We start from the raw sequence: 26,846 nt of genomic DNA on the forward strand, positions 1-26,846 counted from the left end.
TGTGATACATTCCGCGTCCTAGAAACTATGGGTAGTGAAGACCAGCAATGAAAAAACAACGAGCCTTTTTAAAGTGGGCAGGTGGTAAATATGGACTCGTTGATGATATTCAGCGTCATCTACCACAAGCAAAAAAGCTAGTTGAACCTTTTGTTGGGGCAGGCTCGGTATTTTTAAATACCGACTATGAACACTACCTACTTGCAGATATCAATCCAGATCTTATCAATCTGTACAATCTGTTAAAGCATGATCCGCAGCCTTATATCAATGAGGCAAAACGCATGTTCACCGCTGAATACAATCAAAAAGAAGTGTATCTAGACGTTCGCAAACAGTTCAACGCCAGCGATGATATTCAGTTTCGCTCGGTGGCCTTTTTGTATATGAATCGCTTTGGTTTTAATGGTTTATGTCGCTATAACAAAAAAGGCGGTTTTAATGTGCCGTTTGGTTCGTATAAAAAGCCTTACTTCCCAGAACAAGAACTGGAGTTTTTTGCTGAAAAAGCCAGTAAAGCGACTTTTGTCTGTGAAGGATATTTAGAGACCTTTAAGCGTGCCAGAAAGGGCAGTGTTATCTACTGCGATCCGCCTTATGCGCCGTTATCGACCACTTCAAACTTTACTACCTACTCAGGTAATGGTTTTTCTCTGGATGACCAAGCCGCATTAGCGGATGTTGCCGAGCGCACTGCCAATAAGCGTGGCATCCCGGTACTGATCTCAAACCATGACACGGTATTAACGCGTCGCTTATATCATGGCGCGCAACTGAATGTGGTGAAAGTGAAGCGCACCATTAGCCGAAATGGCGCAGGACGCAATAAGGTGGACGAATTGTTAGCCTTATTTAATCGTGATGCTTAACACCAGTCGCAACATTGACATTCATTTGTAAATTGTCCTTTTAGTTTATAGTTTGCTTTTGTAGAATTGCGCGCAAATTGAACGCATTATTCTAGGGAACAGCTATGAACGACTTTCTTATTGCACCATCTATTTTATCTGCAGATTTTGCTCGTTTAGGCGAAGATGTTGAGCGTGTATTGGCCGCCGGTGCCGATGTAGTGCATTTTGATGTAATGGATAATCACTATGTGCCAAATCTGACTTTTGGCGCACCTATCTGTAAAGCACTGCGTGATTACGGCATTACCGCACCTATCGATGTTCACCTGATGGTGAAGCCTGTTGATTCTATTGTTCCAGAATTTGCTAAAGCGGGTGCCAGCATGATTACCTTCCATATCGAAGCGTCTGAGCATGTTGACCGCACTTTGCAACTCATCAAGCAACACGGCTGTAAAGCGGGCGTTGTATTAAACCCAGCCACTCCTTTGACTCACTTAGACTACATCATGGATAAGGTTGATATGATCTTATTGATGTCTGTAAACCCAGGTTTCGGCGGTCAGTCATTTATCCCTAACACTTTAGATAAGCTACGCGCGGTGCGTGAACGTATTGACGCAAGCGGTCGTGATATTCGTTTAGAGATCGATGGCGGAGTTAAGGTTGACAACATTCGTGAAATTGCGGAAGCAGGTGCGGATATGTTTGTGGCAGGTTCGGCGATTTTTAATCAACCTGATTATCAACAGGTGATTAATGAAATGCGCGCCGAATTAGCTAAAGTGAAATAATTAAGGTGAAATAACTGTGGCTCTAAATCTAACTAAGTTATTGGCTTTTGATCTCGATGGAACGCTTCTCGACAGTGTTCCAGATCTTGCCATTGCAACGGATCAAGCGGTACAAGCTATGGGGCACCCAAGTGTCTCTGAAGCGCAAGTGCGCGAGTGGGTAGGCAATGGCGCAGATGTATTAGTGGCGCGTGCTTTAAGTCGAAGCATGCACATTGACCCAGCATTGAGTGACGAAACTAAGCAACAAGCGCGCCAGTATTTTGACCGCTTTTATGCCGAGTGTGGACACACGCAAAGCAACTTATATCCTAGCGTTGCAGAATCGCTAAATAAGCTTCATCAAGCCGGTTATCTATTGGCGATTGTGACCAATAAACCTTATCAGTTTGTACCAGAGATCCTATCTCAGCATGGTCTTAGTGACCTCTTCATCGACGTATTAGGTGGCGATGCTCTGGAAAAGAAAAAGCCCGATCCAATGCCACTGAATCACCTGCTTGAAAAGCATCAGCTTTCAACGGCCGAGATGATCATGATTGGAGATTCTAAAAACGACATTCTGGCCGCGAAAAATGCCGGAGTGACATCCGTTGCTTTACCGTATGGTTATAATCACGGTGAGCCTATCGAGTCTTCTCACCCCGATTATCTGATTGACGACTTATCACAGTTAGTTGAACTGCTGCCATCTTGCCACTGATCCCCAATGAATGAGCCTGAATTGTCAACTTAGGCTCGTTTTACTGTTTTTTTTCTTCCAATATATTTGTCGATGAGTACACTGTTTTATCGTATAAAAAATTAATTTTAGAAGTATTGAGGAAGTAATTATCATGACCACTAAACCAATAGTGTTAAGCGGTGTTCAGCCGTCTGGTGAATTAAGCATTGGCAACTATCTTGGTGCTCTGCGTCAATGGAATCAGATGCAAGATGATTACGACTGCCAATACTGTGTTGTTGACCTACATGCCATCACGGTACGTCAAGATGCTAAAGCTCTGCACGAAGCAACTCTAGACGCTCTGGCTATTTGTCTTGCAGTAGGCGTAACCCCAGAAAAGAGCACTTTGTTTGTTCAATCTCACGTACCAGAGCACGCTCAACTAGGCTGGATTCTAAACTGCTACACCCAAATGGGTGAGTTAAATCGTATGACTCAGTTTAAGGATAAGTCGCAACGCTACGCGAATGACGTAAATGTGGGCTTATATGATTACCCAGTATTGATGGCAGCCGATATCTTGCTATACGGCGCGCACCAAGTGCCGGTGGGCAACGATCAGAAGCAACACCTTGAGTTAGCTCGTGATATCGCAAACCGCTTTAACAACATCTACGCAACCCCTGAATCGCCTATCTTCCAAATCCCAGAACCGCACATTCCAACTGTGAATGCTCGTGTGATGAGCTTACAAGATGCGAACAAGAAGATGTCGAAGTCGGATGATAACCGTAAGAACGTGATTACGCTTCTTGAAGATCCTAAATCGATCATCAAGAAAATCAACAAAGCGCAAACGGATCCAGAAAATCCACCGCGCATTGCTTATGATGTAGAAAACAAAGCGGGTATCGCAAACCTTATGGGTCTTTACTCTGCCGCTACCAATAAAACCTTTGCTGAAATTGAAGCTCAATACCAAGGTGTTGAGATGTACGGCCCATTCAAGAAAGATGTGGGCGAAGCCTTAGTTGAAATGCTAGAGCCAATTCAAGCTGAATATCGTCGTGTTCGTCAGGACATGCCTTATCTTAACGAAGTTATGAAAGCGGGCGCTGAAAAAGCATCTGCACGAGCTGCGGTAACATTGGAAAAAGTTTACCAAGCGGTTGGTTTTGTTAAGCGCCCGTTTTAAACCTCTTACTTAAGCACTGCTTTTAATTAAACGCGGGCTCAAATCAGTTGTGATAGAATGCCATCGCCTCAAAGGTGGTGGCATTTTTTATTTGTTTGGATTTTTGTATGCTGTTAATCATTGATAACTATGACTCTTTTACTTACAACCTCTATCAATACTTTTGTAAGTTAGGTTGCGAGACTAAAGTTGTACGCAATGATGCCATTACCCTTGCCCAAATCCATGCCTTACAACCACAAGCCATTGTGATATCGCCCGGGCCTTGTACACCTAACGAAGCGGGTATTTCGCTACAGGTTATTCAAGAGTTCATGGGGAAAGTGCCCTTACTTGGCGTTTGTCTTGGCCATCAAGCGATTGCTCAAGTGCTGGGTGGGAAAGTCATTCGTGCGGATAAAGTCATGCACGGAAAAACCTCTCCAATTCGCCACACCAACCAAGGCGTATTCACTGATTTAAATAATCCACTCACGGTCACTCGTTATCATTCTCTGATCGTAGAAAAAACCTCTTTACCTGATTGCCTTGAAATGACTTCATGGACGGTTGATGAAAATGGACAAGCCAAAGAGATCATGGGCTATCGTCATAAGACCTTGCCTATCGAAGGGGTGCAGTTTCATCCAGAATCGATTAAGACAGAGCAGGGACTAGAGATCTTAGCTAACTTCTTTAAGCATACTGCTTGTCTATAGTTCACAGCTTATAATCAAAAACGCATATCTATTGAGATTGCTTGCATAATATTTATCTAGAATTATTGGTGTTGTGCAGGTGTTTGTTATGCTCAATGATATCTTTTTCTCTTTATTATCCCTATCGAGTCACACTGTGCACGATTTGTTCGGTATACTAGGCCAATAAAACAGATATTTAGCTTGAAATAGTTAATAACTTGTTAATACAATGCCTATATAGACGAAAAGTCTTCTGCAATGCATAAATAACGAATTTTACCGTTGCAGGGAAAATGCATAAAGGAGTGATGGATATGACAGATGTAACGCGTAAAGACTTCGATGAAGTAATGATTCCTTGCTATAACCCAATGGCGGTTATTCCTGTTCGAGGGCAAGGTGCGCGAGTCTGGGATCAGCAGGACAACGAATACATTGATTTTGCGGGTGGGATTGCGGTGAGCTGTTTAGGGCACTGTCATCCAATCATGGTTGAAGCCTTATCTGAGCAAGCCAATAAGTTATGGCACCTAAGTAATGTCATGACCAACGAACCGGCACTTCGATTAGGTAAGAAACTGGTTCAATTGAGCTTTGCTGATAAAGTCTTTTTTGCTAACTCAGGCGCAGAAGCGAACGAAGCCGCTTTAAAATTGGCACGCCGTTACGCTGCCGATGAGTTTGGTAGTCAAAAATCAAAAATCATCGCTTTTAATCAAGGTTTTCATGGTCGAACTTTCTTTACTGTGACCGTGGGTGGACAAGCCGCTTACTCTGATGGTTTTGGTCCTAAGCCTGGTGATATTGAGCATATTCCTTACAACGATATCGAAGCCTTCAAAGCTGCAATATCTGACGAAACTTGTGCGGTGATGATGGAGCCTCTACAAGGCGAAGGTGGCATTATTTCGCCACAGCCAGAGTTTGCACAAACAGTGCGTGAACTGTGTGATAAGCACAATGCACTACTGATTTTTGATGAAGTTCAAACAGGTAATGGTCGTACAGGTGATTTCTATGCTTACCAAGGATTAGGTGTGACACCTGATATCTTGAGTACAGCTAAATCGTTAGGTGGCGGTTTTCCTATCGGCGCTATGTTAACCACCGATAAGCTAGCGCAGCATTTCAAAGTGGGCACTCATGGTTCTACTTATGGCGGTAACCCATTGGCGTGTGCTGTCGCAGAAGCGGTAGTCAATCACATTTCACAGCCTGAAGTTCTGCAAGGTGTGAAAGATCGTGAAGCTATTTTCCGTGCCGAGCTTGAGCGCATCAATGCTAAGTATCCAATGTTTGCTGAATTTAGAGGTAAAGGGCTACTACTGGGCGCTGAACTTAATGACAACTGGAAAGGCCGAGCTCGTGACGTATTAGTTGCGGCAGGTGAAGAGGGACTACTGGTGTTAGTTGCTGGAGCAAATGTGGTTCGCTTTACGCCTTCACTCGTGATCACGACAGAAGAAATTACACAAGGACTTAAACGCTTCGAAGCAGCAGTAGCAAAATTATATAACGCCTAGCTTTCTATCAGGGAGGATAGTCAGATGTTGGTAGTACGCCCAATTTTCAAGGATGATAATGAGGCTCTGTATTTATGTGCAGAAGAGTCTGGTCACGGTTTTACTTCTTTGCCCGTCAATGAAGAGTTATTGCAAAATAGAATCGAGCATTCGGTCAATAGCTTTTCAAAACCAGACGTTACCCAACCGGGTGACGAAGGCTATTTGATGGTTGGGGTTGATTGCGATACCGGTGAAGTAGCAGGTACTACTGCCATTGAAGCGTCTGTTGGTTGGGATGTGCCTTTTTACTCTTACCACATCAGTAAGGTGGTGCATTCCTCGCCAAAGCTAGGGGTCAATAATGTGGTCAAACTCTTAACGTTTGGCAACAACTACACAGGTTGTAGTGAAATCTGCAGCTTGTTTTTACGCCCTAAATTTCGAGGCGGTCTCAACGGCCGCCTAATGTCTAAATCTCGCCTTCTTATGTTAGCAGAGCATCCACATCGCTTCTCTAAAACCATCTTTGCTGAAATGCGCGGAGTCTCTGATGATAAGGGCAACTCGCCATTTTGGGATTGGTTGCAAGAACACTTCTTTTCCATCGACTTTACGATGGCCGATTACCTGACAGGGATAGGTAAAAAGGGCTTTATTGCCGATTTGATGCCTAAGCTGCCCATCTATATCAACCTGTTGAGTAAAGAGGCGCAAGCGGTTATCGGTCAGGTACACGACAATACTCGCCCTGCCTTGAAGCTACTGGAAAATGAAGGGTTCACTTGTCGGGATTATGTCGATATTTTTGATGCGGGACCAACGGTAGAGTGTGACCTGCGTAATATCGATACTGTGCGCCATTCTTTTCGAGCTAAGGTGTCGATTGCCGAACATGGCAGTTCGACTAACTATCTGATTTGTAATACCTCGTTTGAACATTTCCGAGCCGTCGCTCAACAAGCTGCATTTGATGCAGCAAGCCAAACCGTCATCATTAGCCCTAAAGTTGCCAAAGCCCTTCAAGTTGAAGTGGGCGACTGGGTTCGCATGGCCGCTGTATAACTCGAATAACAAGGATGAATCGTATGCAAACGCATTTTATAGCCGGTGAGTGGATTTCAGGACAAGGTGATGAAATTTGCTCTTTATCTCCCTATAACAGTGAAGTGATTTGGCAGGGGCATGCGGCTAGTAAAGGGCAGGTTGAGCTGGCGGTGTCCAGTGCGCGACATGCTTTTATTAGCTGGAAGAAGCGTCCCTATGCTGAGCGAGAACAAATCATGGTGCGATTTGCTGAGTTAGTGAAAGAAAACGCTGAGCTTATTGCTGAAACTGTGGCGAAAGAGACGGGCAAACCTTTATGGGAAACACGCACCGAAGCAGCGGCGATGGCGGGAAAAATTGCCCTGTCAATTAAGTCCTATCATCAAAGAACCGGTACCCAGCATAAACAAGTTGCGGGAAATGATGTCACGCTACAGCATCGCCCGTTAGGTGTATTGGCGGTCTTTGGGCCTTATAATTTCCCTGTTCATCTGCCAAATGGACATATTGTTCCTGCTTTATTGGCAGGGAATAGCGTTGTATTTAAACCGTCCGATCTCACGCCGTTATGTGGCGAATTAGCCATCAAACTTTGGTATCAAGCGGGACTGCCTGCTGGCGTTATCAATTTGGTGCAGGGCGCTAAAGAAACGGGAATAGCGCTGGCGGAGTCGACGCAAATAGATGGTCTACTGTTTACCGGCAGTGCTAATACTGGGCATATTCTGCATCGTCAATTTGCGGGGCAGCCGGATAAAATGTTAGCGCTAGAAATGGGAGGCAATAACCCTCTTATTGTCAGTGAGCAGTTTGGTGAATTAGATGCTGCTGTACACACCATAATCCAATCTGCGTTTATCAGTGCCGGTCAGCGCTGTACCTGTGCAAGGCGTTTGTATATACCCGTAGGTGAGGCTGGAGACGCTCTTATCGCTCGTCTTGTTGAGGTGACTAAGAAGCTGAAAATGGATCAGCCGTTTGCTCAGTCTCAACCTTTTATGGGGACATTGATCTCTCGAACTGCCGCTGGGCAAATTATTGCAGCTAAACAATCTTTAATAGAGCTTGGTGCTAAACCATTACTTGATGGGCAGTTGCTCAATGATGCGTTTATTTCGCCGACGATTTTAGAGGTGAGTGCTATTGCTGACTTACCGGATGAAGAATACTTTGGGCCACTGTTGCAGGTGGCGCGCTTTACTCAGTTTGAAGATGCAGTGGTGCAGGCCAATAACACCCAGTACGGGCTTTCAGCAGGGCTTATCTCGACTCGTGATGAAGAGTGGCAATTCTTCTTAGATGAAATCCGTGCAGGCATTGTGAATCGCAATCGACCTATTACAGGAGCCAGTGGCGATGCACCATTTGGCGGGCCGGGAGCATCGGGTAATTTAAGACCGAGTGCATTCTATGCCGCAGACTATTGTGCGTATCCAATGGCGTCTATCCAAGGTGATGCGCCAATTCTACCGGAAACATTATCTCCGGGAATTGAGTTCGACTAACCGTCGGTTCAACTAACAATCCGTGTGACTAGTAATTGCGTTTGGCTAACTAAGGAGGGGTTATGGGTGTACAAAAGCTATTTGACCTGTTGTGGGATGATTTTAATGGCAGGCTCTGCCCATCATCGCAGGTGATCCACGAATTATTAAAGCAAGATAAAGCTTTGATTAATGATCATATTGCGTTGCGAACTTTTGCTTGTTCGCCCGTTGGCTTAGATGTTTTAGCACAGCCCTTTCTCGATCTTGGTTATCAAGAAGGTGGTGACTATGTATTCAAAGCCAAAAAATTGGTGGCAAAGCACTATCAGCACCCACAGCCTGATTTCCCCAAAGTCTTTATTAGTCAATTACAACTAGAGCAGTGTTCAGACGAATTGCAGGCCATTGTCAGGCAATTGATTGAGCAAATAGATCCACAACAACTTGTGGGCTCTAACTTTTTGCATGGCGGACGCTTATGGGATTTGAGCTTTGAGCAATATCAGCAATTAGCACAAGAGAGTGAATACGCCGCATGGGTTGCCGCACATGGTTATGGAGCCAATCATTTTACCGTCAGCGTTAATCAACTAGCGCAGTTTGCTGAGGTGGGCGAGGTGAATGCCTTTTTGCAAGAAAAGCAGTTTGCCATCAATGCTTCTGGCGGTGAAGTAAAAGGAACACCAGAGGTGTTATTAGAACAATCTTCGACCATGGCCGATAAGGTAGAGGTTAAATTTACCGATGGCATACAAAGCGTGCCGGGTGGTTTTTATGAGTTTGCTAAGCGTTATAAAGATAGCCAAGGCCAGCTTTATCAAGGCTTTGTAGAGGCATCAGCTGATAAGATTTTTGAAAGCACCAATAGTGGTAAATAACACGTTATTCAACGGAATATCGGAAGTGCAGGCAATAAAAAACCGCTGTTGAATAACAGCGGTTTTAGTATTTTAATCTAAAGTTGATTAACGAGTACCGTAAACCACAATAGTTTTACCATGTGCAGAAATCAGGTTTTGCTCTTCAAGCATCTTCAAGATACGACCTACAGTCTCACGAGAACAACCTACGATCTGACCAATTTCTTGACGAGTGATCTTAATTTGCATGCCGTCTGGGTGAGTCATTGCGTCAGGTTGTTTAGCAAGGTTAAGCAGAGTCTGAGCAATACGACCAGTCACGTCTAGGAACGCAAGGTCACCTACTTTTTGACTTGTCACTTGCAGACGATTAGCCATTTGCGAAGAAAGACGCATTAGGATGTCTGGATTAACTTGAATTAGCTGACGGAATTTCTTGAATGAAATTTCAGCAACCTCACATGGAGATTTAGCACGAACCCATGCGGTACGCTCTTGATCGTCTTCAAAAAGACCTAGCTCACCGATGAAATCACCTTGGTTAAGGTAAGAAAGAATCATTTCTTTCCCTTCTTCATCTTTAATCAGTACTGCTACAGAACCTTTTACGATGTAGTAAAGAGTTTCCGCTTTTTCGCCAGCGTGGATCAATGTGCTTTTTGAAGGGTATTTGTGGATGTGGCAATGTGACAAAAACCACTCTAAAGTTGGATCTGTTTGAGGTTTACCTAAAACCATATTCTTATCTTCCTCTCTCAGCGAGTATAATTATGTCCCCAGACATCGCCATCTAAGGGGCGAGGGGTGTAGTTGCTGCTACTACGTTTAATTTTTTGCAGTACGAATAGTAACTTTTTTTCAGCGAAATTTCTTGATTTTGATCGTCATGCATTGTTGAATTTTCACACAAAAGCGTGTCCTTAATCACACTCTTTAATAAGAGTGTGATTAAGGTCGGACCTTAGCCTATCTTTCCTGTCTCTAGCAGTTGTTGCAATATAGGTCGAATAATGAGCTCCATGGCGAAGCTCATCTTGCCGCCGGGTACAACTAAGGTGTTATGTCGAGACATAAATGAGCCATCTATCATGGCTAAAAGATAGGGGAAATCGACGTTTTTAAAGCCGCGCATACGGATCACCACAAAGCTTTCATCTAAGCTTGGAATGCCCTTGGCGTTGAGTGGATTTGAGGTATCCACCGTTGGTACACGTTGAAAGTTAATATGGGTGCGTGAAAACTGAGGGGTGATGAAGTTTAAATAGTCATCCATAGAACGCACGATCGAGTCCATCACTGCTTCTCGTGAGTGCCCTCGGTCGCGAGTATCGCGAACAAACTTTTGAATCCATTCCAAGTTTACTATTGGCACCATACCAATCAGCAAATCAACATGTTTAGCAACGTTGCAAGTGCTATCCACTACGCCACCGTGCAAGCCTTCATAGAATAAAACGTCGCTATTTTCTGGAAGCTCTTGCCACGGGGTAAATGTGCCGGGCATTTGGTTGTAAGGCACCGCTTCATCAAATGTGTGTAGGTAGCGACGTACTTTGCCTTCTCCCTTTTCGCCATACTCCTTGAAGAAGTTTTCTAGGGCGGGAAAGTCATTGGCTTCAGGACCAAAGTAGCTAATGTGGCGCCCTTGCTCTTTAGCTTTACGGATAGCAACATCCATTTCAGGGCGAGTAAAGCGGTGAAAGCTATCTCCTTCAACCCAAGCCGCCTTAGTGTTCATCATATTGAACATTTTACGGAAGGCTTCAGAGGTGGTGGTGGTGCCTGCTCCAGAGGAGCCAGTTACCGCTATGATCGGATGTTTAGCTGACATGACTTTCCTTGTCTGTGATTTGTTGCGAATGAATAGTATACAAATAACACTCGCTTATTTCAGTGTTATAAAGGTTTCGAGTTATGACTTACTTTTATATCGATACTTTCATGTAATTCGGAGTAAACAATAACCGCTGTTCCTTGTTGAAGCTGTTGCTTGATTTGGTCCACTTTATCCGCAAGAGATATTTCAACTTCTCCGTAATCGGTGCCTTCTCGCAGGATATACTCTTTAATCAGGCTTTCTAGTGTTTCTGGGGCAATTTCTTTCCACGGTACAATCATGCTAGATACTTATTTAAGTTATTGTTGAGGCGTAAATTTATCATAAAAGCTAGGTACCGCCATCTCTAACCAAAAATGAGGAGAGCTTAGCGACCCTCCAACAAAGCCAACATGCCCTCCATTATTGACTAAATGATAGTTGAGATTACTGTTTAGCTTAAATGTCGGGATCACGTCATCGGTCATAAACGGGTCATCCTTAGCATGAATAATATGTGTTGGAATTTGAATATCATTTAGCCTTGGCAGTCCAGAGCATCGCGTATAGTAATCTTTCGCGTCGATGTAACCGTGCAGTGGGGCAGTAATTGCGTTATCAAATTGATGTAACAAACGCATATTGTTGATGGTATCAATATCGATGCCGATGGCTTCTTTTAGCAACTCAATTTTTTGTAATGAGTGTTTTTTTAACGAGTTCAGTAAGTAATTTTGATAGAGCTTACTAAAGCCTTGTTCAATGCGTTGCGAGCACACGGCTAAATCCAGTGGCGCACAGATCACGGTCGCTTCATCAACCAAAGGTTGTTCGTTATAACGTGCGAGATAGTTCACTAGCATGTTTCCGCCAAGCGAAATCCCAACCGCGACTTTAGGGTTATTGGGAAAACGCTGATGGATTTGCTGGAGGAAAAAGCGTGCGTCCTCGGTTTCCCCTGAGTGGTAGGCTCGTGCTTGTTTGTTCGGTTTACCGCTGCAACCTCTAAAATGCATCATCACTGATAGCCAGCCTTTGTTGGCAAAGGCATGCATCAGTCCGTGAGCGTAAGGGCTGTTAAAACTTCCTTCTAAACCATGAAAGAGAATAAATATAGGCTTATTCTGCGCAGATGGTGCTTGCCAGTGTTCACTCCATGCCAAATCAAGAAAATCGTCATCAGCGGTGATTAATGTTTCCCAAACTGGAGTAAACAGAGGTTGCCGACGAATAAACCTAGGCATGAGCGTTTGGATATGTGGGTTTTGAATGCTCCAATGCGGAGAAAAGCGATTAATCATGAATTTGCTTATTAAATATCTCGGCGAGTTGCTGCGCACCTAGTTGGCGGCAATAGTCGTTGATTAAGTGGGGCTGAGTCACTGCTGTCAGGGGCAATTGATGAAGTACCGCGACAATATCGGCTTGTTGTTGGCGTTCGAGTTGCAACTCAAATTGTAGAGACTCACGATATAAAGACTCGGGTAAATGCGCTTTGGATTTTCGTCTTAACTCTCTGAAATGCAGCAATAAAGGCTCAGTGCGAGCAAGGCTTTGTATTACCTTAGGCCACTGCGAATCGGCAAAAGAGAGGTGCTGTTCATCAAGCCATTTTACCGTGAGCAGCAGATTTACATTGCCGTGAAAATGGTTTTGCAGGTGCAAGCACGCCTCTTTGATCTCCTGCACACAGTAGTAGCGCAAACTAAATTGCCACAAACTATCTAGGGTCAAAAGACGGTTCGGCGTGCTGTCCATCCGTTGTTATTCGTTATCCAGCTCTTGTTGCATTTCTTCTAGAGTTTCTTGATCTGTCATCCATTCCATTTCCACTTCCTCAAGTTCCGATTTTGCACTGGCTTGCTGGCTGAGCACTTGAGTAAGTTTAGCTTTGTTTTCCGCCTGATACAGGTCGGTATCGCTAAGTTGCTCTTCGCATTGCTCTAACACCTTGTTGAGCTTATCCATTTTCTTTTCTAAAGCGGTGATATTTTTACGAATGGGCGCGGTGAGTTTACGAAACTCAGCTTCTTTGCGTTTTTGATCTTTTTTCGCCGCCGCTGAATGCACAGAAGATTTAGGTTCATCACTCGATTGCGCTTTTTTGATCTCTTTTTGTTGCTCGGTTAGCCACTTGTAGTAGTCGGTTAAGTCACCATCAAAAGGTTCAACTTGTTTGTCGTGAACTAGGTAAAGGTCATCGGTGGTCGCACGCAGTAGATACCTATCGTGACTGACGATAACCATGGCACCTTCAAAGGTTTGCAGAGCCATGGTCAAGGCTTGGCGCATGTCTAAATCAAGGTGGTTGGTTGGCTCATCCAGTAGTAGCAAGTTAGGTTTTTGCCACACCAGTAACGCCAGCACTAAACGGGCTTTTTCACCGCCAGAGAAAGGCGCAACTTTATCAAGCGCTTTATCGCCTTGGAAGCCAAAGCTACCTAGGTAGTCACGCAACTGCTGTTCAGTATGCTTGGGTGCAATTTGCATTAAATGTTGTAGCGGAGTTTCATCAGGATGCAGCGTTTCTAATTGATGCTGAGCAAAGTAACCGATTTTTACCCCTTGCGAGTAGGTAAAATCACCGCTTTTCGAAGCCAGTTCACCAGACAGCAATTTGATTAGTGTTGATTTACCTGCTCCGTTACGGCCAAGCAGGCCAATACGACTACCAGGAACCAAGTTTAAGCGAATCTTTTCTAAGATCAGCGTGTCGTCATAACCCGCTGATACGTGATCCATCATGACAATTGGGTTTGGCAGCGCCGCAGGTTCACGAAACTGGAAGCTAAATGGATTATCAAATTGCGCAGGCAACACTTGCTCCATTTTCTCCAAGGCTTTAATACGGCTTTGTGCTTGGCGCGCTTTTGAGGCTTTATAACGGAAGCGGTCAATATAGCTTTGCATATGAGCCACTTGTTTTTGTTGCTTTTGATACATGGCTTGTTGCAAGACCAGTTTTTGCGCACGCTGGCTTTCAAATGATGAGTAGTTACCTGTGTACTCATTCAATTGTTCGTTTTCAACATGGATGATACGACCCACGACAGGATCGAGAAAATCCCTATCATGGGAAATGAGCACTAGTGTGCCTCGATAGTTTTGCAGCCAACGTTCTAGCCACATTACCGCGTCTAAATCTAAGTGGTTGGTTGGTTCATCAAGTAGCAATAGATCAGAGCGACACAGCAGTGCTTGGGCAAGGTTTAAGCGCATGCGCCAACCCCCCGAAAACTGGGTGAGGTTCCATTGCATTTGCGCTTGAGAAAAACCTAAACCATCCAGTAACTCCGCCGCGCGAGCACGAATTGAATAACCCCCAATGGTTTCAATTTTGCCATGCAGTTCAGCAACCTTGTTGCCATCGTCAGCCAGTTCAGCTTTGGCTAAATCGGCTTCAAGCTGGCGGTATTCTCTATCGCCATCAATGACATATTCGATTGAAGTACGCTCTAAAGCAGGGGTTTCTTGGGCAACCCAAGCCAGTTCCCAGTGTTTGGGCTGTTTAAAGTCGCCGGCATCAATGCTCAATTCACCTTTCATTAAAGCGAATAAGGTGGATTTACCACATCCATTCTTGCCAACAAGGCCCACCTTGTCTCCCGGATGAATAGTGGCAGAAGCATCTTGCAAAAGTGCTTTACCGCCGCGCAATAATTGAATGTCTGAAATCGTAATCATGAAAATGCTAAGCGTTAATCGAATATGTTGCTCGCATATTAGGGGGAATAGGGGTAAAAGTCGATCCCTTGACATGATAGGATGAGGGCAATGTAACAGTTAAGGAAAGTGTCAAGGAATGACAAAGCTGTCTGCTTACCCCTCAAGTGTCCCTCGAGTGTTGGTCATATACGCTCACCCTGAACCGGATAGCTCGGTAGCTAATCGGTGCATGATTGATCAAATCAAAGAATTGCCCAATGTCACTGTTCACGATTTATACGCTGAATATCCCGACTTTTTTATTGATATCGCATTAGAACAGCAACGCTTGCTCCAGCACGATGTCATCGTGTTTCAACACCCTATGTTTTTGTATTCTTGCCCAGCCTTACTCAAAGAATGGATGGATCGCGTGTTGGATAAAGGGTTTGCCTTTGGCTCTCACTGTGCGCTGCAAGGAAAGCATTGGCGTAGCGTGATTACAACCGGAGGGCAAAAGTCAGCCTTCTCTCCCCAAGGCTATAATAAATACCCTCTAGAGCAGATATTACAACCGTTTGAGTTGACCGCTTTGCTGTGTCAGATGCATTGGATTGAACCTATGGTTTTATACTGGTCACGTACGATTCCTGATGCCGAGCGTGCGCAACATGCTTTGCAATATCGACAATGGTTGGTAAATCCTCTGGCTGAGCAAGCAGGTGTGGAAGGGGGCAGTAATGGCGCTAAATAATGAACTCATAGAAAGCAGTGTGTTGTTTTTAGGTGCCGCCGTTATCGCTGTGCCTTTGGCGCAACGACTGGGGCTTGGCTCGGTATTGGGTTATCTGCTGGCGGGGGTGGTGATTGGCCCGTGGGGATTGTCTTTAATTAATGATGTCGATGCCATTTTGCACTTCTCAGAGCTTGGGGTGGTACTGCTGCTGTTTTTAATTGGCTTGGAGCTGAACCCTAAAAAACTGTGGGCGATGCGCATTCCTATTTTAGGCTTAGGCGGAGCTCAAGTGCTTATATCGACACTGTTTATCTCTATGGTGGCATTTTTGCTAGGTCAATCATGGATGAGCAGTATTGCCATTGGCATGGGCTTGGCGTTGTCATCAACCGCCATTGCATTGCGAGTGATTGATGAGCAAGGGTTAGCGGGAAGTGAAACCGGCCAGTCAGGATTTGCGGTATTACTGTTCCAAGATATTGCGGTGATTCCTATGCTGGCTTTGCTGCCGTTATTGGCAGGAGGGGTAGCCGGTAATTGGGCTGATGTAGGGATGACATTGTTAGCTGTGGTTGCTTTATTAGTTGCTGGTCACTTCTTACTTAGGCCTTTGTTTCGATTCGTACTCTCTACTGGAACGCGTGAGTTATTTACCGCCGCTGCATTGCTGGTGGTCTTTGGCATTGCGGTAACCATGCAACATCTTGGCTTGTCGATGGCGTTAGGTACATTTTTAGCGGGAGTGTTGTTGGCTGAAAGTGAATACCGACATGAGCTAGAAATCACTATTGAGCCTTTTAAAGGTCTATTGCTTGGGCTGTTTTTTATCTCGGTGGGGATGTCGGTCAATCTAGGCTTACTATTTGATAGTCCTTTATTGATTCTCGCAACGGTAGTGGGGTTAGTCACCGCCAAGGGGCTCATTTTATATGTACTGGCACGTCTGTTTGGCATCAAGTCTAAATCGCGCAGTCGAATGGCGGCAATTTTAAGTCAAGGTGGCGAGTTTGCTTTTGTTATCTTTACTGCGTCATTAGCGCTGGGTCTGTTATCTAATTCTGTGGCTAGCTTTTTGTTGGTGGTGGTCAGTTTGTCTATGGTGACCACGCCGCTAATATTAAAAGTACAGTCGTGGATTTATTCGCGCAGCATTAATAGCAGTGATGAAGCGGAATCTCACGAACAGGTACGCGATCGAGAACCGCGAGTTATCGTGGCGGGCTTTGGTCGTTTCGGCCAAGTGATTGGTCGTTTGATGTACGCTAATAAAGTAAAGCTGACTATCTTAGAAAGCGACCCAAGCCAGATAAAACTATTACGTAAATTTGGTTATAAAGTCTATTTTGGGGATGTCACTAATATCGACTTATTACGTTCAGCAGGCGCTGAAAATGCAGAAGCGATAGTGCTGTGTACTGATGCCCCTGATGAGATCATTCGCACTGTTGAGTTATGCCAGCAACATTTCCCTAATTTAAAAGTCTTTGCTCGAGCGCGCAGTCGCGTAGAAGCCTATCAATTACTCAATCATGGCGTGCCAGGTTATTCACGAGAAACCTTTTTGGGCGCGTTAGATTTAGGGCGACAATTGTTGGTTGCGTTAGGTATGCACCCTCATCAAGCCACTCGCGCCGCTAAGCATTTTAATAAGTTAGATAATACTATGCTGAAAGAGTTGTTGCCTCAGCATAGTGATGAAAGTGATTTAGCCCTGCGAGCTAAAGAAGCACGTAAAGAGCTAGAAGAGATCTTTGGTCGAGAAATAGAAAACGAACGTCAGTCGAGCAATTACTGGAATAGAAATGATGAAAATTAGAAAACGATTTATTGCGGGTGCTGAATGTCCAGAGTGTCACGATATGGATAGCTTGCGCTGGTGGGAAGTGAATAATATCGAATGGGTAGAATGTGTGAGTTGTGATTATAAACAGCCTCGTTTGCCCGCAGAAAAGCAACAAAAAGCAAAAGATCAGGATATGATTGGGATCTTTAAACCAGAATAGAATTAAGCGCTAGCCATGGCAAAGGTTAGTCTGTATTATTGCGCCTCTTTTTTGAACAGTTGAATAACCAACTTTTTGGAGTGACTATGAAAATCGACAATAACTCAGTAGTAAGTCTTGCATATCAAGTAAAGCTTGAAGAAGGCGTAGTTGTTGATCAAGCCGGTGTGGATGCACCATTGGATTATCTACACGGACACAACAACCTAGTAGTTGGTTTAGAAAAAGCTCTTGCTGGTCGCGCAGTTGGCGACAAGTTCAGCGTGACTGTAAGTCCTGAAGAAGCGTACGGTGAGCACAGCGACGCTATGGTGCAACGTGTTCCTGCCAATGTATTCCAAGGCGTAGATGAACTAGAAGTTGGCATGCGCTTTTTAGCAGATACAGACCAAGGCCAAATTCCTGTAGAAATTACAGAAGTTGACGGTGACGAAGTTGTTGTTGATGGTAACCACATGCTAGCAGGTCAAACTCTAACGTTTGACGTAGAAGTAGTGGCGATTCGTGAAGCAACAGAAGAAGAAGTTGCACACGGCCACATCCACAGAGAAGGCGCTCATGGCCATGACGATCATGAATGCTGTGGTGGTAAAGGTGAGTGTGGTAAAGGCGACGACTGCTGCTCTAACCACTAGACTGCTGCTTTAACTACTAAAAGTTAAATCACTTAGACTTAATTTAGAAAGCCTCCCTAATCGGAGGCTTTTTTCGTTTTACAGGTAGTGCCGTGATGTGCAGCAAATAGAGATTAGTAATGAGGTGGTGGGGTCTCTTCAGATGGATCGGCAAGGTTAGAGGTATCCATGTTTTTCACTTTACCCACTACGTATTTCATTTGTGTTTGCATTCTTGAAATCAGTAATTGTTGCTGACTTAGTGCATCATTAAGTTCATCGATGGTTTGTTCTTGAAATGCCGCTTTACACTCAAGATCATCAATTTTCTGATTAAGCTTTTGGATTAGTGTTGAAATCTCTGTTGTATCTGACATTGCATTGAGCCTATAAAATCGATAACGGGGAGCAGTTTACCTTAGATTACCTGTGCCTTCATCTCTATATCCTACCCTTATAACCGAATACTAGCAGGGAAATAGCCGTAGGGTTGGCGGGAAATGGACTCTTATAGAAGCCAATCAGGCGATTTAACTCGCTTACTAGGGAACTAATCTAAAGAGTAGGGTCTAAGTCCCTATCTCACACATTTTTACTTAGAAATGACAATTAAAGGTTGTGTAGGCGTAATTATAATTCGCACACTGACCTGTAATTTGTTAATTTTAATAAAATATTAACGGAAACAATTTGCACCTAATAGTGCTTAAAGTAATGGCTAAGCCATGATTTGGAGAAATAAATGAAATCAATGCTAAAACTTTCTCTGCTTGCAGCAACAGTTGCCCTAGCAGTTGGTTGTCAAAAAGAAGAAGCACCAAAGACAGACGCAGCAGCCCCAGCCGCAACTGAAGCAGCCGCTCCAGCAGAAGCTAGTGCAATGCAGTTTAAATCTGACGACGATAAAGCGGCATACGCAATCGGTGTTTCATTTGCAACTTACCTAAAAGCAAGTGTAGAGAAACCAAAAGAGATTGGTATTGAGCTTAGCGATGAAATGGTACTGAAAGGTATTACGGATTCATTTGCCGGTAATGCTGGTCTTAAAGAAGATGAAATCCGTACGGTTCTTGAAGGTCTAGACGCTCGCGTTAGCAAGAAAATGGCTGAAAAAGCCGCGGCTAAATCAGCTGCAGCATTGAAAGCTGGCGAAGATTTCCGTGCTGATTTTGCTAAGAAAGATGGCGTAACCAAAACTGATTCTGGCATCCTTTACCAAGTTGAAAAACAAGGTGACGGCGCGACTCCTAAAGCTACCGACGTAGTTAAAGTTCACTATACAGGTACTTTAACGGACGGCACTAAGTTCGATAGCTCTATCGACCGTGGCGAACCAGCAACATTCCCACTTAACCGTGTGATTCCTGGTTGGACTGAAGGTCTGCAACTTATGAAAGTGGGTTCTAAATACAAATTTGTTATCCCACCAGAGCTAGCTTACGGCGACCAAGAGTCTCCAGCTATCCCTGCTAACTCTACTTTAGTGTTTGAAGTTGAGCTGCTAGGTATTGAAGCTCCAGCGGCACAGCCTGCTACTAAGTAATAGCAAATAGGCTTTATAAAACCGAGGCTTGCCTCGGTTTTTTGCATTTTGTTTATGATTTAGATCAGAATATTAATGTGTTAATTCAGGTTGCTCTCTCTTTTTTCAAATAATCTGATAAACTTTAACTTATTATTTGAATTATTAACTGGATAGATACGTGAACACTGAAATTATTGATGCTGAATCGCTATTAGAGCTGGATTCTGTTGATATCAAACCTTTTACAGAGCACGACAAGATCATCCTGCGCTCGTATGAAGCAGTAGTTGATGGTATTGCCAGTTTGATAGGACAGTTTTGTGAGATCGTTCTGCATTCGTTAGAAGATCTTAATACCTCGGCTATACGCATAGCCAATGGCGAAAATACTGGCCGTCAGGTAGGTTCTCCAATTACAGTTCTTGCCCTTAAAATGTTAAAAGACATTGAAGGTTCAGAAAGAAACTTCTCTCGCTCATACTTTACTCGCGCCAAAGGTGGGGTATTAATGAAATCGATCACTGTGGCGATTCGCAATGGCGATAACCGAGTGATTGGGCTTCTTTGTATCAATGTCAATTTAGATGCTCCTTTCTCGCAAGTGCTGACTTCATTTATGCCAACTGAAGAAGCACAAGCTGCGGCTTCGTCAGTGAATTTTGCCAGTGATGTTGAAGAGCTGGTGGATCAAACCGTTGAACGCACCATTGATGAAGTGAATGCGGATAAGATGGTGTCGAATAACACTAAAAACCGTCAAATCGTCATGGAACTGTATGACAAAGGTATCTTTGATATAAAAGATGCTATCAGTAGTGTGGCCGATCGTTTGAATATCTCGAAACATACAGTGTATTTGTATATTCGTCAGCGTAAGACTGAGGACGAGTAATTTGAGCTTAACGTACACCTTAGTGGTGAATGGTGAGGTATATGGTGAGCAGTCAAGTTTGAATGCTTATCAGTTTGCCAAAGCTCTGATCAACAAAGGCCACCGTTTAGTGAATGTTTTCTTTTACCAACAAGGCGTCACAAACGGCAACGGTTTAACTGTGCCTGCTAATGATGAATTTGATTTGGTTTCGGCGTGGCAGCAGTTGGCAGCAGAGCATGGGGTGTTATTGCAAACATGTGTAGCGGCAGCCTTGCGCAGAGGCATGGTCGGGCAACAAGAAGCCGAGCAACACCAATTGGCGCAATCTAATCTTGCCGATGGTTTTGAACAGTCTGGATTAGGCAGTTTAGCCGAATCGTTACTGAGTCAGGATAGGGTAGTGCAGTTTTGAAAAGTATTGCCTTTGTATTTACGACCTCACCACACACTACAGCTGCTGGGCGTGAAGCACTTGATGCGGTTTTAGCAACTTCAGCATACAGCGAAAATCTGTCACTGTTTTTTATTGGTGATGGCGTCAGTCAGCTATTAAAGCATCAACAACCGCAATCGATATTGAGTCGCGACTATATCTCAGCATTTCGACTGCTGGATTTATATGAGGTAGAAGATTTGTTTGTCTGTGACGCTAGCCTTAATGACTTTGGCTTTTCTGCGGATGACTTATTTTTGGATGCGCAGTTACTCAGCGGTACTGAAATCGCCCAAAAACTGGCCGCTTGTGATGTGGTATTAAGGTTTTAAATTATGTTGCACATAGTAACTCGTTTACACTTTGTAGAGACTCTATCTTCGTATGTGCTAGAAAAAGACAGCATATTACTGGTTGAAGAGGCCGTGTATGCCATCAATCCTAAGCACAAATTGCACGCTTGTTTGCCTAAGCAAGTAACGCTTAAGGCTTTGCAGCCTGACGTGAGCGCAAGAGGATTAGAAGCGGTGTGTGCGACACATATTGAATGTGTCGATTTTGCCGGTTTTGTTGACCTTACAGCAGAGCACAGTAAATCCTTAACTTGGTAAATACCCCCTAAAAACTATTCTAGATAGCGAATATAGTATCGATCTGTCGCGGATCGGCTCAGATGTTAAAAAAGATCTGTATATTTCTTGACACCCCTCCCGTCCCCGAATAGAATTTCGCGTCCCTAATTGCACTAGTGTGATAGGGCTTAGATTTTTCACAAAGCTTATTTTAAGTAATCAGGAGCTAGTTAATGGCAACTATTAACCAGTTGGTACGCAAGCCACGTGCAAAGCAAGTTGTTAAAAGCAACGTGCCTGCACTAGAAGCGTGCCCACAAAAACGTGGTGTATGTACTCGTGTTTACACAACTACACCAAAAAAACCTAACTCAGCACTTCGTAAGGTTTGCCGTGTTCGTCTAACGAACGGCTTTGAAGTGACTTCGTACATCGGCGGTGAAGGTCACAACCTTCAAGAGCACAGTGTTGTTCTTATCCGTGGCGGTCGTGTTAAAGACCTTCCTGGTGTACGTTACCACACTGTTCGTGGCGCACTTGACTGTGCAGGCGTAAATGACCGTAAACAAGGTCGTTCTAAGTACGGTGTGAAGCGTCCTAAGTCTTAATGCCCTTCTTGTTATAAAGAAGCGTTAAGTAAGGCCAAACATTAAAATTACATATTAATTTTGAAGAAACTGTAAAGTTTTGGATAACCTGAAGAAGACAACGGAGAAATTCCTATGCCACGTCGTCGCGTTATTGGTCAGCGTAAGATCCTTCCAGATCCTAAGTTCAAATCTGAATTGCTGGCAAAATTCGTTAACATCCTTATGGTTGACGGAAAAAAATCTACTGCAGAAAAAATTGTTTACACTGCACTAGAAGTTATGGCTGAGAAGTCTGGTAAAGACCACTTAGCTGTATTTGAAGAAGCTCTTGAAAATGTTCGCCCAGCGGTAGAAGTTAAATCTCGCCGTGTAGGTGGTTCAACTTACCAAGTACCTGTAGAAGTACGTCCGGTTCGCCGTAACGCACTTGCTATGCGTTGGTTGGTTGAAGCTGCGCGCAAGCGTGGTGAAAAATCTATGGCTCAACGCCTAGCTGCTGAAATGCTAGACGCGTCTGAGAACAAAGGTACTGCGGTTAAGAAACGTGAAGACGTTCACCGCATGGCTGACGCTAACAAAGCGTTTGCTCACTACCGCTGGTAATCCCTCGGTAAGACCTTTAATGCAGCGAGCCTTGCTCGCTGCATTTCTCTATTTTTCAGAAAGGAAAAATAGGGTCTATTCATATTTTAAAAGCCTATATTTTTAAAACATTAATAGTCCCTAATAAGAGGATAGAATCGTGGCTCGTAAAACTCCTATTGAGCGCTACCGTAATATCGGTATCGTAGCTCACGTAGATGCAGGTAAAACAACCACAAGTGAGCGTATTCTATTCTATACCGGTCTCTCTCATAAAATTGGTGAGGTTCATGACGGCGCAGCTATCATGGACTGGATGGAGCAAGAGCAAGAACGTGGTATTACTATCACTTCTGCGGCGACCACCACCTTTTGGCGCGGTATGGAAGCTCAATTCCAAGATCATCGCATCAACATTATCGATACCCCTGGACACGTTGACTTTACTATCGAAGTAGAACGCTCATTGCGTGTACTTGATGGTGCCGTTGTCGTTTTCTGTGGCGCATCGGGTGTTGAGCCTCAATCTGAGACAGTTTGGCGTCAAGCAGATAAGTACCATGTTCCTCGTTTAGTGTTCGTTAACAAAATGGACCGTACAGGCGCTGACTTCCTGCGCGTTGTTGACCAAATTGAAGAGCGTCTTGGTGCAACTCCAGTGCCTATTCAATTGAATATTGGTGCTGAAGATGAATTTGCAGGTGTTGTAGACCTGATCAAGATGAAGCGCATCAGCTGGAATGAAGCTGATCAAGGTATGTCTTTCTCTTATGAAGATGTCCCTGCTGATATGCTTGAAAGCGCAGAAGAATGGCGTACTAACTTAGTGGAAGCAGCTGCTGAAGCTAACGAAGAGCTGATGGATAAGTACCTTGAAGAAGGTGAGTTAACGGAAGCAGAGATCAAACAAGGTCTACGCATTCGTACTCTTAACAACGAAATTGTACTTGCAACTTGTGGTAGTGCCTTTAAAAACAAGGGTGTTCAAGCAGTACTTGATGCAGTTGTTGATTTCTTACCATCACCTGTTGATGTACCCGCAATTCAAGGCGTTGATGAAAACGAAAATGTTGTTGAGCGTCATGCCGATGATAAAGAACCGTTTTCTGCATTAGCATTTAAGATTGCAACAGACCCGTTTGTAGGTACTTTAACCTTCATGCGTGTTTACTCTGGAGTTGTCAAATCGGCTGGAACAGTCTACAACTCAGTTAAAGAGAAAAAAGAACGTCTTGGTCGTATTGTACAAATGCACTCGAACAAGCGTGAAGAAGTGAAAGAAGTGTACGCAGGTGACATCGCGGCCGTTATCGGCTTAAAAGATGTGACGACAGGTGATACATTGTGCGATCAGAATCACAAGGTGATTCTAGAACGTATGGAATTTCCTGACCCTGTAATTCAAATTGTGGTAGAACCTAGATCTCAAGCAGACCAAGATAAAATGGCCATTGCTTTAGAAAAGTTAGCTGCAGAAGATCCTTCTTTCCACGTAGAAATGGACAACGAAACGGGTCAAACCTTGATCTCTGGTATGGGTGAGCTTCACTTAGATATCATCGTTGACCGTATGAAGCGTGAATTTAACGTTGGTTGTAACGTAGGTAACCCTCAGGTTGCTTACCGCGAAGCAATTCGTGGCAAAACCAAGGTTGAAGGTAAATTTATTCGTCAAGGTGAACGTAACCAGTATGGTCACGTATGGCTTGAGCTTGAGCCATCAGAACCGGGCGAAGGTTTTGTTTTTGTGAACGATATTGTGGACGGTGTAGTTCCTAGCGAATACATCAGTTCGGTATCGAAAGGTATCGAAGAGCAAATGATTAATGGTGTGCTTGCTGGCTATCCTATGCAGGATGTCAAAGCGACCTTAGTTGATGGTTCTTACCATGATGTCGACTCAAGTGAGATAGCGTTTAGAATCGCTGCCTCAATGGCGTTCAGGGAAGGTGCACTTGATGCACAACCAGTTCTCCTTGAACCAATGATGAAAGTTGAAATAACCACGCCAGAAGACTGGATGGGTAGTGTAGTAGGTGACTTAAACCGTCGTCGCGGCATTATTGAAGGCATGGAAGACGGAACTGCTGGACTCAAAGTTGTCCGTGCGCAGGTACCATTGTCTGTCATGTTTGGCTATTCAACTGACTTACGTTCAGCGACACAAGGCCGTGCTTCTTACTCTATGGAGTTTAGTGAGTACGCTGAAGTGCCGAAGAATGTGGCTGATGCTATTATTGCCGAGCGTGGTTAATCATTTAGGCGCTAAATAGAACTGATGAATTTTTTCAAATCAGTGCGCCTAAATATTGCGCTAAAGGCGTTTGATGCTTAAAATAGCAAATTCTGGCGCGCCTCGACTATGTTCGGTCGCGGCGAATCATAACTAGGAAGGAACACGATCGTGTCTAAAGAAAAATTTGAACGTACGAAACCGCACGTAAACGTTGGTACTATCGGCCACGTTGACCACGGTAAAACAACTCTAACTGCAGCTATCTGTACTACTCTTTCAAAAGTATACGGTGGTGAAGCTAAAGACTTCGCATCTATCGATAATGCTCCAGAAGAGCGTGAGCGCGGTATCACAATCGCTACTTCTCACGTAGAGTACGATACTCCAGAACGTCACTACGCACACGTAGACTGTCCAGGACACGCCGATTATGTTAAAAACATGATCACTGGTGCTGCTCAAATGGATGGTGGTATCCTAGTTGTTGCTGCAACTGATGGTCCAATGCCTCAAACTCGTGAGCACATCCTACTTGGTCGTCAGGTTGGTATTCCTTACATCATCGTATTCATGAACAAATGTGACATGGTTGATGACGAAGAGCTACTTGAACTAGTAGAAATGGAAGTTCGTGAACTTCTTTCTGAGTACGAATACCCAGGAGATGATCTTCCAGTAATCCAAGGTTCTGCACTTGGCGCACTAAACGGCGAGAAGCAGTGGGAAGACAAGATTGTTGAGCTTGCAGAAGCACTAGATTCTTACATTCCACTTCCAGAGCGTGCTGTTGACCAACCGTTCCTACTACCAATTGAAGATGTATTCTCAATTCAAGGTCGTGGTACTGTTGTTACTGGTCGTATCGAGCGCGGTATCCTACGCGTAGGTGACGAAGTAGAAATCGTTGGTATCAAAGATACTACTCTTACTACTTGTACTGGTGTTGAAATGTTCCGTAAACTGCTTGACGAAGGTCGTGCTGGTGAGAACGTTGGTGCACTACTACGTGGTACTAAGCGTGATGACGTTGAACGTGGCCAAGTACTTGCTGCTAAAGGTTCTATCAACCCACACACTAAATTTGAGTCAGAAGTATACGTTCTTTCTAAAGATGAAGGCGGCCGTCATACTCCTTTCTTCAAAGGTTACCGTCCACAGTTCTACTTCCGTACAACTGACGTAACAGGCGACATCACTCTACCTGAAGGCGTAGAAATGGTAATGCCAGGTGACAACGTTCAAATGACTGTTGAGCTAATCGCTCCAATCGCAATGGACGAAGGTCTACGCTTCGCAATCCGTGAAGGTGGCCGTACTGTTGGTGCTGGTGTTGTTGCTAAGATCTTTGACTAATATTTAGTTAAAATCTTGCACACTTCTTCATAAGAAGAAACTGCATTTAAAAGGGAAGCTTAGGCTTCCCTTTTTTTATGCTAAAAATAGTGAGGGCAGTACAGGGGAGGGTGGATATTAGTGCTAGTCTCTAGTGGCTTTACGTAAATTACGATTAATTTTCGCTCACCTCTTGCATCCCCCTCTACGATCTGTATAATCCTCCGCACTGACTTAAGTCGGTTGTGAACCAATGAGCACTGAGGAGCTAGGGAAACCTAGGTAACGTATACTCAGCTTATGTTCGCGGTTAATACAATTAATAAACTAGCTTTATGCTATAAGTTAATCGAAAATTAGCTGACAATGCTTCCTGATTTTGGAAGCTACGGTTTCACATAAATCAATCGGCATTCCCTTATTAATTTAAGAGTGAGTGGCGATATTGTTTGTGTATTTAATTATTAATTGGAGCTCTGTCTCATGCAGAACCAACGTATTCGTATCCGCCTTAAAGCTTTCGATTATAAACTAATCGATGCTTCAACTGCGGAAATCGTTGAAACAGCAAAACGTACCGGCGCGCAGGTTCGTGGTCCTATTCCACTACCTACTCGTAAAGAACGTTTCACTGTTCTTATCTCTCCACACGTTAACAAAGACGCACGTGACCAGTATGAAATTCGTACACACAAGCGTTTGATCGACATCGTTGAACCAACTGACAAGACTGTAGATGCTCTTATGCGTCTAGACCTTGCTGCTGGTGTTGATGTTCAAATCAGCCTAGGTTAAGGGAGATTAG

At 44.1% G+C, this 26,846-nt stretch carries 30 protein-coding genes; 23 read left to right on the top strand and 7 right to left on the bottom strand.

Annotated features, from left to right (window positions below):
* Positions 1–47 precede the first annotated feature (47 nt).
* The 9 genes from QV280_RS00935 to QV280_RS00975 all read left to right on the top strand — a co-directional run bounded on the left by QV280_RS00935 (position 48) and on the right by QV280_RS00975 (position 9,101).
* Positions 48–869 (top strand): Dam family site-specific DNA-(adenine-N6)-methyltransferase, encoded by an 822-nt coding sequence (locus QV280_RS00935; RefSeq protein ID WP_023402439.1) that lies wholly within the window; start codon positions 48–50, stop codon positions 867–869.
* Between the two features lie 104 nt (positions 870–973).
* Complete coding sequence (rpe, locus tag QV280_RS00940) at positions 974–1,645, top strand: ribulose-phosphate 3-epimerase (protein WP_023402440.1); 672 nt, start codon at positions 974–976, stop codon at positions 1,643–1,645.
* A 16-nt stretch (positions 1,646–1,661) separates the two neighbouring features.
* Positions 1,662–2,348, top strand: coding sequence for a phosphoglycolate phosphatase (locus QV280_RS00945; RefSeq protein WP_023402441.1), 687 nt, complete (start codon positions 1,662–1,664; stop codon positions 2,346–2,348).
* A 133-nt stretch (positions 2,349–2,481) separates the two neighbouring features.
* Positions 2,482–3,507, top strand: coding sequence for a tryptophan--tRNA ligase (gene trpS, locus QV280_RS00950; RefSeq protein ID WP_152822214.1), 1,026 nt, complete (start codon positions 2,482–2,484; stop codon positions 3,505–3,507).
* A 107-nt stretch (positions 3,508–3,614) separates the two neighbouring features.
* Positions 3,615–4,205 (top strand): aminodeoxychorismate/anthranilate synthase component II, encoded by a 591-nt coding sequence (locus tag QV280_RS00955; protein WP_023402443.1) that lies wholly within the window; start codon positions 3,615–3,617, stop codon positions 4,203–4,205.
* Between the two features lie 296 nt (positions 4,206–4,501).
* Complete coding sequence (locus tag QV280_RS00960; RefSeq protein ID WP_023402444.1) at positions 4,502–5,710, top strand: aspartate aminotransferase family protein; 1,209 nt, start codon at positions 4,502–4,504, stop codon at positions 5,708–5,710.
* A gap of 24 nt (positions 5,711–5,734) precedes the next feature.
* Complete coding sequence (astA, locus tag QV280_RS00965; RefSeq protein ID WP_023402445.1) at positions 5,735–6,754, top strand: arginine N-succinyltransferase; 1,020 nt, start codon at positions 5,735–5,737, stop codon at positions 6,752–6,754.
* Between the two features lie 23 nt (positions 6,755–6,777).
* Complete coding sequence (gene astD, locus QV280_RS00970; RefSeq protein ID WP_023402446.1) at positions 6,778–8,241, top strand: succinylglutamate-semialdehyde dehydrogenase; 1,464 nt, start codon at positions 6,778–6,780, stop codon at positions 8,239–8,241.
* 62 nt (positions 8,242–8,303) lie between these two features.
* A complete protein-coding gene (locus tag QV280_RS00975; RefSeq protein ID WP_152822216.1) occupies positions 8,304–9,101 on the top strand; it encodes a DUF1338 domain-containing protein in 798 nt (265 codons plus the stop codon).
* Between the two features lie 87 nt (positions 9,102–9,188).
* Here the strand turns inward: QV280_RS00975 and crp are convergent, their stop codons facing one another.
* From crp to QV280_RS01005, 6 genes are all read right to left on the bottom strand, one after another.
* Positions 9,189–9,821 (bottom strand): cAMP-activated global transcriptional regulator CRP, encoded by a 633-nt coding sequence (gene crp, locus QV280_RS00980; protein ID WP_017029447.1) that lies wholly within the window; start codon positions 9,819–9,821, stop codon positions 9,189–9,191.
* A gap of 223 nt (positions 9,822–10,044) precedes the next feature.
* Complete coding sequence (locus QV280_RS00985) at positions 10,045–10,914, bottom strand: phosphoribulokinase (protein ID WP_023402448.1); 870 nt, start codon at positions 10,912–10,914, stop codon at positions 10,045–10,047.
* Between the two features lie 65 nt (positions 10,915–10,979).
* Positions 10,980–11,201 carry a YheU family protein gene (locus QV280_RS00990; protein ID WP_023402449.1) on the bottom strand — a complete coding sequence of 74 codons (222 nt, stop codon included), beginning with the start codon at positions 11,199–11,201 and terminating at the stop codon, positions 10,980–10,982.
* Between the two features lie 18 nt (positions 11,202–11,219).
* On the bottom strand, positions 11,220–12,200 hold the full coding sequence (locus QV280_RS00995; protein ID WP_023402450.1) for a hydrolase: 981 nt from the start codon (positions 12,198–12,200) through the stop codon (positions 11,220–11,222).
* Positions 12,193–12,657 (bottom strand): TIGR02444 family protein, encoded by a 465-nt coding sequence (locus QV280_RS01000; RefSeq protein WP_039969896.1) that lies wholly within the window; start codon positions 12,655–12,657, stop codon positions 12,193–12,195. The genes QV280_RS00995 and QV280_RS01000 overlap by 8 nt, the downstream gene beginning before the upstream one ends.
* Positions 12,658–12,663: 6 nt before the next feature.
* Positions 12,664–14,583 (bottom strand): ABC transporter ATP-binding protein, encoded by a 1,920-nt coding sequence (locus QV280_RS01005; protein ID WP_023402452.1) that lies wholly within the window; start codon positions 14,581–14,583, stop codon positions 12,664–12,666.
* Between the two features lie 118 nt (positions 14,584–14,701).
* Between QV280_RS01005 and kefG the strand changes: the two genes are divergently transcribed.
* The 4 genes from kefG to slyD all read left to right on the top strand — a co-directional run bounded on the left by kefG (position 14,702) and on the right by slyD (position 17,918).
* The gene (kefG, locus tag QV280_RS01010; protein WP_152822218.1) at positions 14,702–15,298 is read left to right on the top strand and encodes a glutathione-regulated potassium-efflux system ancillary protein KefG; all 597 of its coding nucleotides are present in this window, start codon (positions 14,702–14,704) and stop codon (positions 15,296–15,298) included.
* Positions 15,285–17,096: a glutathione-regulated potassium-efflux system protein KefB gene (kefB, locus tag QV280_RS01015; RefSeq protein WP_152822220.1), complete on the top strand. Its 1,812-nt coding sequence runs from the start codon at positions 15,285–15,287 to the stop codon at positions 17,094–17,096. The genes kefG and kefB overlap by 14 nt, the downstream gene beginning before the upstream one ends.
* Positions 17,086–17,283 (top strand): YheV family putative zinc ribbon protein, encoded by a 198-nt coding sequence (locus tag QV280_RS01020; RefSeq protein ID WP_039969933.1) that lies wholly within the window; start codon positions 17,086–17,088, stop codon positions 17,281–17,283. Before kefB ends, QV280_RS01020 begins: the two co-directional genes overlap by 11 nt.
* An 86-nt stretch (positions 17,284–17,369) precedes the next feature.
* The gene (gene slyD / locus QV280_RS01025) at positions 17,370–17,918 is read left to right on the top strand and encodes a peptidylprolyl isomerase (protein ID WP_152822222.1); all 549 of its coding nucleotides are present in this window, start codon (positions 17,370–17,372) and stop codon (positions 17,916–17,918) included.
* Positions 17,919–18,031: 113 nt separating this feature from the next.
* Here the strand turns inward: slyD and QV280_RS01030 are convergent, their stop codons facing one another.
* Positions 18,032–18,274, bottom strand: coding sequence for a SlyX family protein (locus QV280_RS01030; protein WP_023402457.1), 243 nt, complete (start codon positions 18,272–18,274; stop codon positions 18,032–18,034).
* Between the two features lie 365 nt (positions 18,275–18,639).
* Between QV280_RS01030 and fkpA the strand changes: the two genes are divergently transcribed.
* The 10 genes from fkpA (at position 18,640) to rpsJ (ending at position 26,836) form a co-directional block, all read left to right on the top strand.
* Positions 18,640–19,440, top strand: a complete 801-nt coding sequence (fkpA, locus tag QV280_RS01035) for an FKBP-type peptidyl-prolyl cis-trans isomerase (protein ID WP_023402458.1) — start codon at positions 18,640–18,642, stop codon at positions 19,438–19,440.
* Positions 19,441–19,600: 160 nt separating this feature from the next.
* Complete coding sequence (locus QV280_RS01040; RefSeq protein WP_023402459.1) at positions 19,601–20,314, top strand: helix-turn-helix transcriptional regulator; 714 nt, start codon at positions 19,601–19,603, stop codon at positions 20,312–20,314.
* 1 nt (position 20,315) lies between these two features.
* Entirely contained in the window at positions 20,316–20,708 is a 393-nt protein-coding gene (gene tusD / locus QV280_RS01045; RefSeq protein WP_023402460.1) for a sulfurtransferase complex subunit TusD, read from the top strand.
* A complete protein-coding gene (tusC, locus tag QV280_RS01050) occupies positions 20,705–21,061 on the top strand; it encodes a sulfurtransferase complex subunit TusC (protein WP_152822223.1) in 357 nt (118 codons plus the stop codon). The genes tusD and tusC overlap by 4 nt, the downstream gene beginning before the upstream one ends.
* Before the next feature lie 3 nt (positions 21,062–21,064).
* On the top strand, positions 21,065–21,340 hold the full coding sequence (gene tusB, locus QV280_RS01055) for a sulfurtransferase complex subunit TusB (RefSeq protein ID WP_023402462.1): 276 nt from the start codon (positions 21,065–21,067) through the stop codon (positions 21,338–21,340).
* Positions 21,341–21,534: 194 nt separating this feature from the next.
* On the top strand, positions 21,535–21,909 hold the full coding sequence (gene rpsL, locus QV280_RS01060; RefSeq protein WP_004399892.1) for a 30S ribosomal protein S12: 375 nt from the start codon (positions 21,535–21,537) through the stop codon (positions 21,907–21,909).
* 114 nt (positions 21,910–22,023) lie between these two features.
* Positions 22,024–22,494, top strand: coding sequence for a 30S ribosomal protein S7 (gene rpsG / locus QV280_RS01065; protein WP_023402463.1), 471 nt, complete (start codon positions 22,024–22,026; stop codon positions 22,492–22,494).
* 139 nt (positions 22,495–22,633) lie between these two features.
* Complete coding sequence (gene fusA, locus QV280_RS01070; RefSeq protein WP_023402464.1) at positions 22,634–24,727, top strand: elongation factor G; 2,094 nt, start codon at positions 22,634–22,636, stop codon at positions 24,725–24,727.
* Positions 24,728–24,877: 150 nt separating this feature from the next.
* Positions 24,878–26,062 (top strand): elongation factor Tu, encoded by a 1,185-nt coding sequence (tuf, locus tag QV280_RS01075; protein WP_023402465.1) that lies wholly within the window; start codon positions 24,878–24,880, stop codon positions 26,060–26,062.
* A gap of 462 nt (positions 26,063–26,524) precedes the next feature.
* Positions 26,525–26,836, top strand: a complete 312-nt coding sequence (gene rpsJ, locus QV280_RS01080; protein WP_001181007.1) for a 30S ribosomal protein S10 — start codon at positions 26,525–26,527, stop codon at positions 26,834–26,836.
* The last annotated feature ends 10 nt before the right edge of the window (positions 26,837–26,846 follow it).

Source organism: Vibrio sp. B1Z05, assembly GCF_052955985.1.